14 protein-coding genes and 1 pseudogene are annotated in these 16,276 nt (G+C 56.6%); 8 read left to right on the top strand and 7 right to left on the bottom strand.

What is annotated here, in order from left to right; translation table 11 throughout:
- Window positions 1-335: 335 nt before the first annotated feature.
- From E4T63_RS16835 to E4T63_RS16820, 4 genes are all read left to right on the top strand, one after another.
- Window positions 336-698 (top strand): DUF6124 family protein, encoded by a 363-nt coding sequence (locus E4T63_RS16835; protein WP_003226001.1) that lies wholly within the window; start codon window positions 336-338, stop codon window positions 696-698.
- Between the two features lie 139 nt (window positions 699-837).
- Complete coding sequence (locus E4T63_RS16830; RefSeq protein WP_135296071.1) at window positions 838-2,379, top strand: T6SS phospholipase effector Tle1-like catalytic domain-containing protein; 1,542 nt, start codon at window positions 838-840, stop codon at window positions 2,377-2,379.
- Complete coding sequence (locus E4T63_RS16825) at window positions 2,379-3,035, top strand: DUF2931 family protein (protein ID WP_123586750.1); 657 nt, start codon at window positions 2,379-2,381, stop codon at window positions 3,033-3,035. The genes E4T63_RS16830 and E4T63_RS16825 overlap by 1 nt, the downstream gene beginning before the upstream one ends.
- Window positions 3,036-3,045: 10 nt before the next feature.
- On the top strand, window positions 3,046-3,702 hold the full coding sequence (locus E4T63_RS16820; protein WP_135296070.1) for a DUF2931 family protein: 657 nt from the start codon (window positions 3,046-3,048) through the stop codon (window positions 3,700-3,702).
- Between the two features lie 152 nt (window positions 3,703-3,854).
- Here the strand turns inward: E4T63_RS16820 and E4T63_RS16815 are convergent, their stop codons facing one another.
- The 5 genes and pseudogenes from E4T63_RS16815 to E4T63_RS16800 form a co-directional block, all read right to left on the bottom strand.
- Window positions 3,855-8,081 (bottom strand): ATP-binding protein, encoded by a 4,227-nt coding sequence (locus E4T63_RS16815; RefSeq protein WP_432431707.1) that lies wholly within the window; start codon window positions 8,079-8,081, stop codon window positions 3,855-3,857.
- 721 nt (window positions 8,082-8,802) lie between these two features.
- A pseudogene (locus E4T63_RS28985) lies at window positions 8,803-8,862 on the bottom strand (hypothetical protein); the annotation flags it as partial.
- 324 nt (window positions 8,863-9,186) lie between these two features.
- Window positions 9,187-10,293: a DNA alkylation repair protein gene (locus E4T63_RS16810; RefSeq protein ID WP_135296068.1), complete on the bottom strand. Its 1,107-nt coding sequence runs from the start codon at window positions 10,291-10,293 to the stop codon at window positions 9,187-9,189.
- A 2-nt stretch (window positions 10,294-10,295) separates the two neighbouring features.
- Window positions 10,296-10,901, bottom strand: a complete 606-nt coding sequence (locus tag E4T63_RS16805; protein ID WP_135296067.1) for a glutathione S-transferase — start codon at window positions 10,899-10,901, stop codon at window positions 10,296-10,298.
- 61 nt (window positions 10,902-10,962) lie between these two features.
- Complete coding sequence (locus E4T63_RS16800; RefSeq protein WP_135296066.1) at window positions 10,963-11,871, bottom strand: MurR/RpiR family transcriptional regulator; 909 nt, start codon at window positions 11,869-11,871, stop codon at window positions 10,963-10,965.
- 414 nt (window positions 11,872-12,285) lie between these two features.
- Here E4T63_RS16800 and E4T63_RS16795 point away from each other — a divergent pair, with 414 nt between their 5' ends.
- From E4T63_RS16795 to E4T63_RS16785, 3 genes are all read left to right on the top strand, one after another.
- Window positions 12,286-12,690, top strand: a complete 405-nt coding sequence (locus E4T63_RS16795) for a TraR/DksA family transcriptional regulator (protein WP_003225981.1) — start codon at window positions 12,286-12,288, stop codon at window positions 12,688-12,690.
- A gap of 225 nt (window positions 12,691-12,915) precedes the next feature.
- Window positions 12,916-14,520, top strand: a complete 1,605-nt coding sequence (locus E4T63_RS16790) for a methyl-accepting chemotaxis protein (protein WP_135296065.1) — start codon at window positions 12,916-12,918, stop codon at window positions 14,518-14,520.
- Between the two features lie 112 nt (window positions 14,521-14,632).
- Window positions 14,633-14,833 (top strand): hypothetical protein, encoded by a 201-nt coding sequence (locus E4T63_RS16785; protein ID WP_007966907.1) that lies wholly within the window; start codon window positions 14,633-14,635, stop codon window positions 14,831-14,833.
- 6 nt (window positions 14,834-14,839) lie between these two features.
- On the opposite strand, the gene E4T63_RS16780 is transcribed toward E4T63_RS16785, so the two are convergent.
- Together E4T63_RS16780 and E4T63_RS16775 are read right to left on the bottom strand one after the other, a co-directional pair.
- A complete protein-coding gene (locus E4T63_RS16780) occupies window positions 14,840-15,076 on the bottom strand; it encodes a DUF2789 family protein (RefSeq protein WP_027612960.1) in 237 nt (78 codons plus the stop codon).
- Window positions 15,077-15,122: 46 nt separating this feature from the next.
- A complete protein-coding gene (locus tag E4T63_RS16775; RefSeq protein WP_027612961.1) occupies window positions 15,123-15,398 on the bottom strand; it encodes a hypothetical protein in 276 nt (91 codons plus the stop codon).
- Between the two features lie 402 nt (window positions 15,399-15,800).
- On the opposite strand from E4T63_RS16775, the gene E4T63_RS16770 reads away from it, so the two are divergent.
- Window positions 15,801-16,271 carry a hypothetical protein gene (locus E4T63_RS16770; protein ID WP_007966910.1) on the top strand — a complete coding sequence of 157 codons (471 nt, stop codon included), beginning with the start codon at window positions 15,801-15,803 and terminating at the stop codon, window positions 16,269-16,271.
- The last annotated feature ends 5 nt before the right edge of the window (window positions 16,272-16,276 follow it).

Here is a 16,276-nt window from a genome sequence, read left to right as displayed (position 1 = left end):
GTTTATATGAAGCCTGCCGTTACCACCGAAGCCCTACAACGCCTTGCGCCATCGCCTACGAGTACGCCAGAATCCGCCGGCTTGTGCGTCTAGGGCGCGGGTTCTATCGTCTGTCGGTCGCTGAAAAACAGTGATCGGGTTTGGTAGCCCGCCATAACTAGTCGCATCGCGCACCGTTCGCAGACCTCATCAGGTCGCTGCTCAATGGTGGCCATGCGCAGGACACCTTCGGGTGTGCCGGGTCCTAGTTACCGGTCTACCAACCCGCGTGTGGCCGCCACCCTTCGTTTGGTAGCGAGGGTGAAGGCTCCTCTTCAATAACTAGGAGTTTCACCATGATCAAACCAACACCCAACCCGCCAGAAACCGACCTCGCATCGCCCTACGAATCCCTCGATTCCAAAAAACTCCACGAAGCCGCCGAACGCGCCCTCGACCATTACCTGTCCCCGGCCACCCAAATCATGGCCAGCCCGCACAAACCTGAACCCATGTACCTCGCCAACCCGAAGTGCGACACCGAATCCCTGCTCGCCAACGCCAGCGAAACCCTCGGCTCCGCCAGCGAAATGCTCAACAACTTCGCCGCCACACTCGACACCTCCCACCGCAAAACCGCACTGGGCATCGCCCAGGTCGTCATGCTCGGCGAACTCGCCGTAAACCAGGCCCTCGACAACGTCGAAATCGCCCACTAGCCGTGCCCGTGCGACGAGCCATACCCTCGTCGCACCCGGCAATTTCAACCGAGCTGGCACAGAGCCACGCCTTGCGCCCCCAAGCCTCGGCTGTCACCCTTCGGCCCGTTCTTCAAGGATCAGAACAAGGAATCAAGGATTGAGTGGCTACGTTCCCAACCCCCCGAAAAACTACCGCTACGAAGAAGCCAAACCCGTCGATATTCATGCCCAGCGTTGGGCGGAGTATGAGAAGCATGGGAAAGAACCTGCGCGCGAGCCTGAGAAAGTCGGCATCGCGTTGAGGATTGGGGTTTTCTTTGATGGTACTGGTAACAACGCAAATAACTCCGCTGCGGGGTTGCTCTGCGGTGCTCATCATCCCATTGCGCCGCAGGATATCGATGCCAGTTGCAAGCCGTACATGAGTGATCCGGATAGCAGCTACGCCAACGACATCAGCAATGTGCAAAAACTGAGTGAGCTCTATTTCGCACCTCAGAAGGCGGAGGGCGATGGTTCGCACAAGCAAGCATTCCGCATGATTTACGTCGAGGGGATCGGTACCCGGTCAGGTGAAGAGGACAGTAAATTCGGCGCTGGCACAGGTCGAGGTGATACGGGTGTTGCGGGACGTGTCCAGCACTCTTTTGAAGAGATCAAATCGCGTATTGAAGATGTTCTGGATAACAATCCAAACAGTGAAATCACGTCTCTGACTTTCGATACGTTCGGCTTCAGTCGAGGCGCTGCGGCCGCACGGCACTTTGCAAATGAAGTCGTTCGCGGAAAACAGGGCCCCTTAGGGAATATATTCCGCAGCAATGCGAGTGACTTCAGTCGAACCTTCATTGACCAGTACAAAAGCAGTATCAATATGGGATTCATTGGTCTGTTCGACACCGTGCCTTCGATTGCTGGCTGGTCCAATCTGGGGAATGTAAAGAGCCCAGTCGCCACGGGCATCAAGCTCTACCTGGACCGTCGTTTTTTTACTGATGTCGTTCAGCTGTCCGCGCGTGATGAGTATCGGGCGAACTTTGCATTGAGTCGCGTCAAAGCCGATCACCTGGAAATCACTCTTCCAGGTGTGCATTCCGATATTGGTGGTGGCTACCGCGATGAGATTGAGGAGTGTGTACTCGTCAGTCCGATGCAAACGCTTGAGGTCTCGCAGTTTACCGATGTGTCTACCACGTCCATCTATCGGGATGCTGTGTCTTTGAAAAATCAGTGGGTCTCCAAAGGCTGGTCTGAAGACATGCTGGAGATTGTTACTCCTGAAGCGCTTCTCCTACCTGTAGATCAACAAGATCGGCTCAGCCCTCGCAGGAAGCGTGTTTATGCCGCCGTACAACTCAAACGTCCTGTGAGCGGCCTGTTGTCGAGGGTGTACCTGCGAGTGATGTATAGCCTCGCAAAGGAAAAGGGCGTTCGATTCAACGAGATTCCCGGAACGGCGGCTCTGGCGGTGCCCTCAGAGCTGCAGGCACTGTGTGATCGATTTGTGGCGGGTGACTACAGCACGACTCAGGATGAGGAGAAATTGCTGAAGTTGAAATACATTCATATGTCCGCTAACTGGAATCATCCACTTGGAAGAAGGGATGGCAGTGGTATCCGAGCCGTCTACATCAACGCACCCACCGAAGACATGATTCGTGTGCAACATCCCCATGTACCTGACTGGACTCTCTGGTAATGAAACTAATCGTCACCTTACTTCTTACTTTGTTCATGACCGGTTGCCAGTCTGCTGATCCGCTCTCGGCCAAAAATGATCCTAAATCCGAATGGTGGGAACTGGCTTTCACTGAACCCGATTACATGAAGGTTTGGGTGGAGGACAGTTCGGTGCAGGATATTACCGGCAGAGTCTTCTTCAGAACCGGCGGGGGGACTGCTGCTGGCGGAGAACCTGAAGACGGTACTGAGTCTGCCCGCGGCTGGACAGGGGTGGGAGGCAGCGGAAAAAGAGTGGTGGGTGCCGATCTACCCATTCGCATTTATGTCCGATGGCAATCGATCGTCGAGCAGAAAACTTGGCAAGCGTGGGTGGATATTCCTGAGGAGGCCAGACAAATAATGGTGACCTCCACAAATCAACGATGCCCGGAAAGGCCCGAAAGAACAGCGCGTTACATGGCTTCAGTTTATTTGGGGCTCGCTCCGGGTGGTGTTGTTCAGGTGTGGGTGAGGGATTCATGCCACCGACCAATCAAGGTTGCTAGAGCGCAAGGCGAAATCGACCCGCTGGGTCCGGAGCGGGGGAAAAATGGGGGTCGTTATGCCTACCCTGTGAGTGAAAAGGCCAAGCGCTATATCGACAAGTACGGCATTCCGTACGGTAGTTGGTAACAGTCATCTGATGAAACTACTTACAACGATGCTTTGTGTTCTCTTGATCAGCGGGTGCCAGCCAAGTGATCCGCTATCAGCCAAAAACGACCCCAAATCTCCTTGGTGGGAACTAGGCTTTACCGAGCCCAACTACATGAAAGTCTGGGTTGAGGACACTTCGGTCGAAGACATTAAAGGCAGAGCATTCATGCATACCGGAGGTGGATCGGCCTCAGGCGGGCAGCCAGAGGATGGAACAGCATCTGCTCAAGGTTGGCACGGCGTGGGAAGCAACGGAAAAGCTGTTGTAGGTGCTGATCTTCCCAAAAGGATCTATGTCCGTTGGCAGTCCATTGTTGAACCGCAAACGTACAAGGCCTGGGTAGATATCCCAGAGGAAGCCAGACAACTCATGCTTGAGTCCGTCAATCAGCGCTGCGCTAAAACACCTGAACAAAAGGGGCGCTATAACGCGTCTCTCTACTTGGGCCTGGCTCCCGGTGGTGGCGTGCAAGTCTGGGTTAGAGACTCATGCCACCATCCTGTCAAAGTCGCCAGAGCACAGGCAGAGGTCGAACCGCTGGGGCCTAGTCAAGGTAAGAACCAAGGGCGCTATGCGTATCCTGTCAGTGAAAAGTCCAAGCGGTATATCGAGAGATTCGGCATTCCGTACGGGAGTTGGTAGGAGGCAGCAAGAAGACATCTCCTGCCTGTCCTTACGTCGAGTCATTGCTGCGTCCAACGAAGGGGCGCTTTCGGCCAAAAGCGGTCATCGACTGTTTAGGGAATCCGCGGCGATTCACCTGCTAACAAGTTCATTAGCAAAAAGTAGTGAAGTCAGGTAGCCGGTGTTACGAAGTCGTCACGCATTCGGAACGCTGCAGATGAGCCGCTTTCGACAAGCGCGTCGAGCAGATACAGAATTGCCTCACGCAGGATGGGATCGCGTTTGAGTTCTAACGGACGTGAGTAGACATGCCTCTGGAGCAAACTTTCGAGTATGAAAACGGTGTTGGACTCGCGCAGCATGTCGGCGCTCTTTCCGAGCCTGATCGCACTTGCAATGTTTACAAAAGCTGCTGGCATGGAACGCTCGCCTATGTGGTATAGAAAACGCGCGTAGCTGTCCAGTACGATCGAGACCGGCGGCAGAGCATTAAACAGTGAGTCGACGTTATGAGCGTGGCCTTCCAGGCTCCTCCAGTGCCGGACTTCGTCCTTCCAATACGCGGTCAGGAAGATCGTCAAGAGTACCTCACTGCCGTATGGATGCTCCTTTTCCAGTTGTGCAAGCCACTTGGCGTGCTTGAGCCTCTCGGCAAACAGGTTCCATAAAAACCAATACTGCTTGGTATTAGGGTTGCGATCCTCGCTGCTGGTCAATCCTTGGACGACGCTATGGATTTCGCGTGGGTGCCTCTCAACCGCATCCAAGATGGGCTGCAGGACGTGTACCGCATCGACATCAGCCACACGCATGACAAACTCTTGCACGCAGTAGCAGATCGACTGTTCACTTTCAAAGTTTCGCTCACGCTGCCCATTAGAGCGGTCGTACTTGCGGCTCCAACAGTCGACCAAGTATTCAGTGGCGCGTCTGTACGCAGCCACAGCGAGAGGATCACTGGGTACTTGGCCGAGTATTGCGAGAACTTTTTCGAACGCCTCAGCACCGAATAAGTCGGTGATTTCGAGCCGGATGTGCGCATCTTCGGCGATCGTTCCGTCAGTCCAGAAACGCTCGCGAACCGCTGAGGCTGACGCGGCGACGATAGCTTCCAGCGGCTTACGCTTATCGTATCGCTTATTCTTTTCGGCTGCCCAATCACAATTGGAGTTAGACGCCTCTGTAGAAATAGCATTGACAATGCGGAGGGCAAGCGTGGCATTTTCTGTCCAGAAGTGGCCATCAATGCCATTGCTGGCATACCAGCGGACTTCTTCAATTGGGTGTGTTATTGCAGTAATAAAAGCCAAACGCACGCGCGGCTTTTGGCTTTGAGTCAGAGGCTTGGCAAGGAGCAGCGGCGCCACAGAAGCACACGGACGATCGGCTTGCATTGAGAACCTCTGCATCCGGTTTACGCTTCCCCATGCGTCCCCGTGCCTGGAGATTTCGGAGCAGATGACATCAATGCACCAGTCCTGCTCTTGTGGCGACATATCCTCCCAATGATCGCGGATGCACACAGCAGCGACAAAACCGGGAGCATTTTGGCTACTGTCCGGGTATTCATTGGTGCGGTCGATCTCCTTCGCCTCTGAGAGCATCTCCCTCCATTGTGCGGGTTCAGCAGAGCCAAGTTTGTATTGGAAGATTTGGAGTCCCCAGTTGTAGATGTCTAGACGGGCTTTCGTTGCTTCTGTGCCCTTTGTGCTCTCCTCAATGAATTGCTGCACTTCTGGGGCCGCTGGTTTGGGTTCCAGACTGATGTAGCTATTAGTTGGCTCTTCGTTGTCCACTGGAGATGTCGCGCTAAATGCTGGCTGGTCTTTAACTACCACATACTGGCGCAAGTCCATCCGATGAAGGGCAAGCTGCCATACAAAGTCATCTTCTTGACGCTTGCCCAATGCAGGTAGTTCGGCCAGGTGCTTGTCGATGATGGCGTGAACCCTTGGGGCAAGAGAGCCGAATTGCAGGTTTGCGATAGCAACTTCGAGGTCATGTTGACGATGCGCTAGCTCGTTAGACTGCTTCCTTTCCTCTTCATATATTTTTTTTTCGGCGTTCATGGTGGGAAACATTCCCGCAAGCAGGGAAGTCTGGTGCTCGCTGGCCATGCGAATGCGGTCGATAAGGATGTAGTCCTGCACTGAAAGCATTACTAGAAGGGCCTCTCCGGACAGGTGAGGATGGGCAATTGCCACGCTTGCAACGACTGCTGCGAGTGCTGCGGATTCGCTGCGGCGCAGGATCGCAAGCAGCACAGTGTCCAATCCCTTAGGGTGGGATTTAGCATAGTCGAGCAGCCACTTCTCGAGAGCCATTAGCAGCGACTGAAGTACATAGGGGCTGACGCCGAGGCCTCGGTACATCCCCCAGAGCCGCGGGTTTACCCATTGTTTCCGCACTAGCCCGTCTGCGAGCTTCAGCTCGACTTCCCAAGCGGGTTCCAATCGATCACCAAGGCGTGGATGCGCGTACCACTCGGCGCTGTGATTGAAGACCTGTACCAGGAAATCGAGGCCCTTTTCTGGATGGCGCGTGAGCAGGTTGATCCATGGTCCTCGGAACGCACTGGCAGGGAGAAAATGGCGACTCAGTTCTTCCTTGATACCGAAGTAAAGCTCAATGTCGAAGGATGAATGACCGAAGGACTCCTCGCGCAGGTACTCCTCCGTGGCGAGAAAGTTATCGAGTGCGACGCGGATCAAAAGATCCGGCAGGTCGCGAGCCGTAGGTGCACCGTCGAGACCCGCAAGAAGAATGTCGCGAAACTCTTCGGCGACGGGGTCGTGATTCCAGCCGTCCCTGATTTGTCCGCGCATAACAGCTTCGAAGCGAACAGGGTTGGCCTTTGGAATCTTGGCAATGACCTTGAGAACGCGTTTGCGTGCATCGCCCCTTCTGTAGTTGTCAACGGTCGGGAGGAGCCAATGAGCAATTCCGGCGATCTGTTCGGCTCCTTCGATGTCCGGTGCCCACCAATTGACGCCGCGTACGGCATCCTCGATCAATGCAAGTAGCAGTGGAGAGTCTTCCGAACCGAAACTGCCAATGTTGCGATGAACAAGACCTGCGACGGTCGCCCAGACCACGCCGTCCGGCACGCTCAGGATCGAACTGTGGCCGCGCACGCCGTCAAGCCAGGTAGGCGATGTCATGCAGGCAACCCGCAGTAGGTGGATTACCCGCTTGAGTACGGCTCGGTCATTGGCGAGCAAATCAGCCTCGTGCCGCGCCAGGAATTCGGGGGCAGATGGTGCTTTCAACAGCGAAACCAGCGTGTCGTCGCGGAATTGAGCGGGAGTATCTGCTTGGGTGATGGCTGCTCGGAAGATCCGGTCTGCAGCAGGCTCATCGCGATCGACCAGTTCGGCAACCCACTTTCGGTAAGAGCGGCGCAATGCGGGATGCGGGCCAATCGCGGAGGCGAGCGCCTTGAATGCCATTTCATCCGTAAGGTGCTGCTCCTCGATCCATTGCAGGATGGCCCAGTCTTCGAGTACATCGTGCGCCGTCGCAACGAGCAGAGGCTTCCCGTCCGGAGAAACAACGAGGGAGTCCTGTTTCAGCAGAGTTATGGCTACAGGGTCGAATCCAGAAGCGGATACATGATCTGAAAGGGCACGCGCCCTGCGTACAGCCAGCTCCTGCAAAGCCTCTTCGCGCAGACGCGGCATGCCGCTGGCGGGGTTGTGATCCGCACGTACTATCTGCCGCCAAAAAACAGCCCGAAAATCCCTCTCGCTTTCTGGAAGTGGGCGTCCTGCATCCCAAGGAATCTGGCGTGCTTTGTCGATAAAGTACGGGTTGCGCAGGATCTTGCGCAGAGCTGGATTGCCCAGTGGGATCGCCATTGATGGAAACGCTGTCTGAATCTCTTCTAGTTCGGAGTCGTCGAGTTCTGGTACCTCGATAACAGCGTAATCAATTCCTGCAGGTAGAAGGAAGCTGGCCTGTACTTGCTCCACGGAATAGTCGCGACAGGTCATGACGATACTGAGACCGTTGTCTCCCTGGGTAAGCGTCATCAGATCACTGAAGGCGTCACGTGTGGGCTTTTCGAGCAGGCGTTCGACGCTCTCGATGACGAGTACCTTGCGGTCCTGCGCTCCGAGAATGGCCTGTAGCTCTGTGGCGCGCGCGGGAATCTGACTGTTGTGCAGGGTTTCATCAATGTGGGCGGCAGCGAACTCCTCAACCCGGAAGCCAAAGGTGAAGAATTCGCGGGAAAGAAAAGACATTACTTCTTTGCCAATAACCGACTTTCCGCTACCAGCTGGCCCCGTGATCAGGACAACTTGCTTCGTTTCGAGGGCTTCAATAACTTTTTGAATAATCCTAGCGCGCTGCAGGTGTAAGGTTGGTCCAATCGTTTTGCGGATTTTCCTCAGCACGAAATCGGTATGGTTTTGCAAGGCTACCAGTACGTGTCTCTCGTGCGTTCCGACTTCGCCGTATGACAGGATAAGAGAATCTGGAAGGTCAGCGCGTTTCAGGCTTCGAGCGGCTGGATTAGCGTCGCTGGTAAAGGACAAAAGGCTGTTCCAGGCCGCAGTCGCGCTTGCGAGCGGATCTGAGTTAGTGGACTTGAGAGCGAGCAGTGTTTTGACATGTGCTTCGGTCTGACGGGTCGATGTGTGCAGATCGAGGCTCAGTACGTGTAATACGCACAAGAAGGGCCACAGATATTCGGCAGTGACGGGCGTGTCTTCCAGTGCGCTTACAATTGTGCATAGTTCATTGCACTGGGAGACTGACTTCTTAGAGATGAATCCGTTGAGAGACAGGCGCCGCTGGAATTCTTTGCCATCAGCGGCCCCCCTGGCGCAATCGAGTAGCCCAGAGAAATTTTCGAGGAGCGTGTTCGTGCCCCGTAGAGTAACGAGGACAAGGCGATCGTACTGGAGGTTGAAAGGGACGGCTTTCTTGAAGTCTTTCCAGAAATCTTCAACAGTTTTCTTGCACTCATCGTCGGCAGCACTAATCGTGAGGCTACGCTTAACTTGGCCAACAAGTTTTGCGGGTGCTTCACCTTCCCGCTCGCAGATGACGAGGAAATCATCGGTATTGAAACCGAGATGCTCTGTTTGAAAATGGACCTCTGTAACACCTCTATCAGTCAGTATTGGCGGGATGCTGCGGACAAGCAATTGCGCCAACCAATACGCCTGAACATGCTGCTCGAAGAAAACGCCTGCGCTCCCGGTGGCAGCTGGACTTGAAACTCGCTCCTGGTTTTGACCATCCATACCGCCCACCCTATGTCTTCTTCCTCTTCCCAATCGAGGGGGCAACTGCGTTCTAGGCCTGCCTCGATGACAACACCATGCAAGCGTTCACACCCCACGCTACGTTCAGACTGACCAAAATTATCAAGAAAGTAGGAATATCATTAATCTGCTAGGGGTTCTACTGATAGTCCGCTTTTGGCCGAAAGCAGCCCCTTCGTAATTCCCATCAGTCCGAGTTCTGCCAGATCAACTGAATCCAATAGCGATATCACTCAGCAACGATCTCAAACGCACCACCCACCAAAACCTCCCCATTCACCAAAACCCTAACCCCATGCCGCCCCAAAAAATGCCTCCGCGTCGTAAAATCCCTAATCACCTGCCGCCTCCCCACAACCACTTCCCCAAACCCCGCCAACACCACCGTCTTCAACTTGAAAACCTTCCCCGACACCCCGCCATTCGCCTTCACATAGTCAATCGCATAATCAATCACCAACCGCTGTTCATGCGCCACCGTCGACTTCACTGTAAACGACAACGTAATCGCCTCACCCAACCGAACCACAGCCGGCTCAACCCGCACGTCCAGCAACTCAACCTCAGCCTTGGCGCCCGCACCAATCACCGTCAGCGCACGCAGATCGCCCTGTTTGATCAAGCTGCGCAACGCATGCTTGGCAATCCACGCCGTGTGTTTGTTCTCCAGTGGCCAGCTTTCAATCGTGTCCAGCACCCATTCCGGATGTTCCTTGGTGACGTCATTCAAATGGTTCGCCACGGACTTGCGTACGTACAAACTCTCATCGGCTTTCAACCGATCGAGGATTACGGCGGTCAGTTGCGGGTTGGCTTGCACGGCTTCCAGGCGAAATGACCAGGGCAGGCGAGGGCGGGTGCCTTCGCTGGCGAGGCGGCGGACGTGGTGGTTTTGGTCTTGGGTCCAGTCGTGCATGTGTTCCAGCGAGCGTTCGAGGTCGCTGCGCAGGAAGTGGCGGATGGCGAATTCGGAGGAGCCGAAGGTGGTGAAGTATTTGAGTGCTTGCATCGAGGTCTCGAAAGCGTGGCTGCCGTAGCTGGCGACGTAGTGCGGCAGGCACATGCTGACGAATCCGCTGTTGAGGCGGGGGGCGAGTTCGCGCAGGACTTCGAGGGAATCCTCGTAGTCCAGGGGCAGCACGGTGTGCAGGCTTTCGCTGACGCGGGCCATGCGTTGCATCACCGACAATTCCGCCAGCCCTTGGTTGGCGTGCTTGAGAAACGCCTTGGCCTTGAACGCCGGGTACACGGCGCTCATTTCGCTGGCGATGTGTTGCAGGCGTTCGGCGTTGAAGATTTCCTTTAACGCCGGGGCGGCGGTGTCGGTGGTGCTCATGGTCAGGTCATCGGGGTGCTGACGAACGCTTCGAGAGTTTCGGCGTACGCGGTGTATTGGGCGATGTGCGGGTAGCGGCGGGTATCGATCTGGTCGGGGACGACGAGGTCGGTGAAGCTCCAGGCGACGGCGAGGCTGATGCCGGCCTGGGTGAGGGTGCCGTCGGTGGGCAGGCCGGTTTTTTCCAGTTCCTGTTCGAGGGCGGTGAACGCGGCGGCGAGTTGGCCTTCGACGCGTTCGACCCACGGTTGGTATTGAATGTCGGCCGGGCGCAGGTTGCGTTCGTAGTAGAGCTGCACGGCTTTTTCGCAGGCGGCGAGGCTGAGGCCGATCAGGCGCAGGGCGTGGGCGCGTTGTTTGAGGTCGGTCGGCAGCAGGCTTTTGCCGCTGGCGGCTTCGAGGTAGTCGAGGATGAGGGTGGAGTCCATCAGGACCACGCCGTCGTTGAGGATCAGCGTGGGCGCCTTGACCACCGGGTTGATCTGCTGGAATTGCTCGAAGTGGCGGAACACCGAGACCGATTCATGTTCGAGGTCGATGCCGAGGCGTTTGGCGGAGATCGCCACGCGGCGCACGTAAGGGGAGTCCAGCATGCCGATCAGTTTCATGACGCGTTCCTTCAAGTCGAACCGGTGGGAAGGCATAACCTAGCCGAGCCTGAGGTAAATGTCAGTCGTCAAAACCGGCTTGTTCGTGAATCTCATCCACATTCAATTCCAGCCGATACGCCACCGCCACAAATAACGCCTGACACAAACACAAGGTCGCACTCAGCGAACGGAACGCCAATGCGCTGCCCTCATTCACCAGCAGCAGGCTGTTGGCGTTTTTGGCCAATGGCGAGAGGTGGCTGTCGGTGAGGATCAGGGTGTTGGCCTGTTGCTGGCGGGCGTAGCGCAGGCAGTGCTGGGTTTCCTTGGCGTAGGGGGTGAAGCTGATGGCGATCACCAAATCGCCGCTACGCACGCTGCGCATCTGCTCGCGATAACTGCCGCCCAGCCCGGAAACCAGGTGAATGCGCTTGTGAGTATGTTGCAAGTTGTAAACGAGGTAGTCGGCGACGGCGAAGGAGCGGCGCACGCCGACGACATAGATGTTGTCGGCGTTGACGATCAGGTCGACGGCTTTTTCGAACGCGACGTCGTCGAGTTCGCGGCCCAGGCGTTCGATGCCGGAGCGGGTGGCGTCGATGCATTCGCGGGCGAGGTCGCCGTCGCTGGCTTGCTGCGACTGGTTGGCGATCATGCTGCGGATGCGTTGCTGGTAGTTGTGCACCGGCGAGGCTTTGTGGGTGTAGGCGGTGCGGAACAGTGCCTGCATTTCGCTGAAGCCGCTGAAGCCGAAGCGCTGCGAGAAGCGCACGATGGCGGACGGATGCACCTCGCACTCCCGGGCGATGTCGCTGATGCGGTCGACCATGATCCGGTCGCTTTGCTGGCTCATGTAGCTGGCGATGCGCTTGAGTTGGCGCGGCAGGGTGTCGTATTCGTCGGTGATCAGTTGCAGCAGACGCTCGGCATTGATCGGGGGGCTGGCGAGGGGGCGCTCGTCGTTGGCCGGCAGATCGGGGCGGGGCATAAGTCTTCCTTCAGGCTGATCAAATCACACAAAGTGCTGGGTTGTGGCTGATGTTAGGAGGGCTTTTGGGGTTCTGCTTGGCTGAAACGATGCACCGGGAGTAGAAAAATTCGCGATGAGACGCCAGCGGTTAGCCGTTTGTCTTCTATATACAGCCGTTGGACTGAATTTCTTGCTATAAACGCACTCCGATGACCGCCACGAAGCCTGTGTCAGACCCGTTTACGGCTGTTGTCGGACAAATTCCCGGTATTTACAGTTGCTGAGGCCTCAAACGGGCCTTAGACTGCCGCCCCTTCGTAAATTGAGTGCCGGGTGGCGTTTGCAATAAACGATGCCTTTTCGTCGACCGGACACGGTTCGCCGGAACGCTCCCTATTTCGCCTTAATGCACGTTTTTTTATAGAGATATCAATGACAAAGGACAAGTTGCTGGCCATGCCGGCAGATGACTACATGAATGCCGAGCAACACGCTTTCTTCACTGAGCTGTTGCAGAACATGAAAGTCGAAACCCACGAGCGCATTGAGCAAAACCGTATCGCCATCGAAAGCCTGGACACTCCGGCCGACCCGGCGGACGCGGCTTCGGTTGAAGAAGAGCGCACCTGGCTGGTGAACGCGATCGATCGCGACCAGCGCATGCTGCCGCAACTGGAACAAGCCCTTGAGCGCATCAAGGAAGACAGTTTTGGCTGGTGCGACGACAGCGGCGAGGCCATCGGCCTGAAACGCCTGCTGATCAGCCCGACCACCAAGTACTGCATCGAAGCTCAAGAGCGTCACGAGCAGATCGACAAGCACCAGCGTCAGGCCTGATTCCATGGCTGCCCCCTGAATCGGGGGCGCCTGCAAAAGATCGCAGCCTTCGGCAGCTCCTACACGAGCTGACGGGGCTGCGATCTTTGCTTTTGCTCGTCTGCGATATTTTGCGCGCCGTTCCATTGACCTGCTGCAGACTCCACGACTAACGGACCATGGATAATGGCGTTCTAGTGGCGTTTAATGCAGTCACAACAATGAGAACAAGCGTGGGGTGTTGATATGACGAGAGATGGATCTCTGGTTGGGGCTTTGCCCGCACCAGTGCTGTTGCCGAAAAACCGCTGGATCGCTCCGACCCTGCAAAGCATCGCCCTGATGCTGTTGCTCGCCGGCATGACGCTGGGTGGAGGGTCGCTGTACATCGGCCTGCCGCTGGCGGTGCTGATTGTCTGGCTGCCGCGCCTGCGCTCGCGGGCCACCCCTGATGCTGCGCCTGTCGATGCCGGCAGCGCGATTGCCGAACTCACCCGCGATCTTTCCTACACCACCAGTCATAACGCGCTGTCAGCCGCCGGTGTGGCGTTTTCCGTCAAGCAACTGGCGAGCAAACTCGAATCGCAACTCGATGCGGCGGCGCAGATTGTCAGCAACGCCGAAGTGATGATCGCCACCGAACACGCCACTTCGCAGCTCAGTCGTGAAGCGCTGGACGCCGCCAGCGAAGCGCATCACAGCAGCGCGGCGGGGCGCACCGAACTGGTGGATTCGATTGCGCGCATGCACCAACTCAGTCAACGCGCCAACGCCAGTCGTGAGCTGATCGAAGCCCTGAGTCTGCGCAGCGATGATATTCAACGGGTGACGCTGGTGATTCAGTCCATCGCCAGCCAGACCAATCTGCTCGCCCTCAACGCGGCGATTGAAGCGGCGCGGGCTGGCGAGCATGGCCGTGGTTTTGCGGTGGTGGCGGATGAGGTGCGCGGTCTGGCAGCGCGGACTGCCTCGGCGACCGGCGAGGTCGGGGAGATGGTTGCCGACATTCAGCAGCGTACGGCGCAAGTGGTGGAGCAGATCCGCGAGCTGTCCAGCGATCTGCAGACCGGTGTCGAGCAGGTCGAGAACACCGGCCAGCATCTGGAAAACATCGCGCGGTTGGCGGCCGGGGTGGAAACCCAGGTCGGCGAAATCGCCCGTGGCGCGGAAACCAATCGCGAGCAGCTCGACAGTCTGTTCAAGGCCATCGAGCAGATGCGCAGTGATCTGGCGATCAGCGATCAACAAACCCGGCGTCTGGCCGAGGCCGCTGTGCAGATGGAAGGGCAGGCGGAAACCATCAGCGAGCGTCTGGCCGAAGTCGGTCTGGATGACTATCACCAGCGCGTCTATGACCTGGCGCGTGAGGGCGCGAGTCAGATTGCGGCCCGGTTCGAGGCGGATGTCGAGCAGGGGCGGATCAGTCTTGAGGATTTGTTCGACCGTCAATATCAACCGATTCCCGGGACGCAGCCGGCGAAGTTTCAGACACGTTTCGACCGCTACACCGATCAGGTGCTGCCGGCGATCCAGGAGCCGTTGCTGCCGCGTCATGAGGGGTTAGTGTTCGCGATTGCCTGCACGCAGCAGGGTTATGTGCCGACGCACAACCTGGCGTTCAGTCAGCCGTTGACCGGTGACGCGCAGGTCGACGCGGTGGGTAACCGCACCAAGCGCAAGTTCGCCGACCGCACCGGGATCCGCTGCGGCAGCCATCAACAGGCGGTGTTGCTGCAGACCTACACCCGTGACACCGGGGAGCTGATGCACGACTTGTCGGTGCCGATCATGGTCAAGGGCCGGCATTGGGGCGGTCTGCGCCTGGGTTACAAGCCGGAGAATCCGCGCTGATCGATTGTTACCGCTCGCGCAATGAATCTGTGCACGGGCGTTGCTGTTTCCTCTGCGATGAAGTCATTAACATGGCCGTTAGTTAGGTAGCTAATGAAATCGAGAGGTCAGTATGTGCAGAGTCGATGTCGCGGTGATGATTGGCAGTGGTGTGCCCGCCGGATTGCGCGCGATGGGCCAGAGCGTCTGCTGGGTGGTGTTGCTCAATGGTGAGCGGCGTGGCACCGCGTTCGCCAGTCGCGACGAGGCGGAGGAGTGCAAGGCTGCCTGGCTCGCGCAACTGATGGCCGAGCCTGGCGACAGCCTGCACTGACATTTATTAACGTCCGTCGTGCAGGCGTACGTTCAATTCATCGACCATCACCGCTTCTTCGCCGTCGGCGCGCAGCCACTCCTTCAGCAGTTGCGCCTGTTGTGGCGTCCAGAAGTCGGCATCGATCAGTTTGGTATTAGCGTCCAGCGGATGCGCTTCGATGAAGTCGTCGATTGCCCCGTTTTCCGACGGCAGGCCCAGTTGGTCGAACAGGGTTTTCAGATCATATGCAGGCAGTTCCATCGTGTACTCCTTTTGCGTGTGCCGGAATGGCGCTGTCGCTCGCTCTTTATCTGAGGCAGCCGTTGGACAAGAGTTCGATCCGTGATTCAAGCAAGCGGGCGAGGGCGCACGCCTCGTTATGGTCTTCGCGGAAACCTCTTACACGACCGGTGGAAGATTCCTTGATATGAAAGAACGCGTTACCTGCCGGGACCACCTGAAATCGTGGGGTCTGAACGCTTTGTGCGTATTGCGCAAGTTCCGGCAAATCAGTGCCGTGCAGCACGAAAGGCGTATCCATGACTGGTTTGGAGGGCTGGGCAAAGTGAGTCAGAGTGCACATATGAAGTCCTTTTCATGAGATAGCCGACGGTTACAGGTCGGTTCGGGTAGTCGGAAGCAGCATCGCTGCTCTAGAATCGCCAGTGTCTGCTGGCGACAGGTGCCTATCTAAAGCAATTTTTTACCGGCGATATGTCGGAAAAGGGCTTTTTTTCGTCAGTTTTTTCCCTAAAGTTTGTAGTCCGTCTTCGTTGCGCTTCAATGAAGATTTTTCCTTCAAGGCCTGGCGAACATCGAGGCAAGTTTCTCGCCTGACTTTCCAGTAGTCTTGCGAACTTGTGATGTATGGGCGCTCCGCTTGTTTCAGGTGTACTGAAGTCATTCGGTAACAGCATCGGCCTGGCCGTTTTTTTGCCGTGCGCGTTTTGGCGCCGGGTACTTTTTCAGATGTGGGGATGTTTCTTTGGCAGTCAGTAACCTCGATATGCATGCTTTGTTCGTGTTGGGTGATTTGCGTGCAAAGCTGGTCAAGCTGTTCCAGTCGCGTTTTGTTTACATCACCGAACAGAACGCCGAAGGCATTTACGTGGCCGAGATCGACACCGAAAGTGCGTTGGTGGTCGATGACAAACCGGGGCTCAAGCTCAAGGTCGGCGATCATTTCAGCGCGGCCGTGCTGCCCAGCCGTGAAGGCGGCAAGATGGACATTCGCTTTCGCGAAATCAAACTCACGGTGTACGGCCTGGGCGATTACGCCTTTGTCGATACAGCGGACGGCCACGCGATCCTGTTCAAGGAAGGCCACAGCGTGGTGACGGTGTTTGCCGCACACCAGCAACTGCAGGAAGGCCTGACCAAGACCCTGAAAGCCGTTACCGGTAAAGCGGCGAAGTGGCGCAAGGGCGAACTGATCACGTTCAAGGCCAGCGAGTGATCGGT

The sequence above is a fragment of the Pseudomonas fluorescens genome, from assembly GCF_004683905.1.
Taxonomy (GTDB): Bacteria; Pseudomonadota; Gammaproteobacteria; order Pseudomonadales; family Pseudomonadaceae; genus Aquipseudomonas; species Aquipseudomonas putida_A.
The sequence above is the reverse complement of the archived record's forward strand: the minus strand, read 5'-3'. Positions and strand labels throughout refer to the sequence as shown.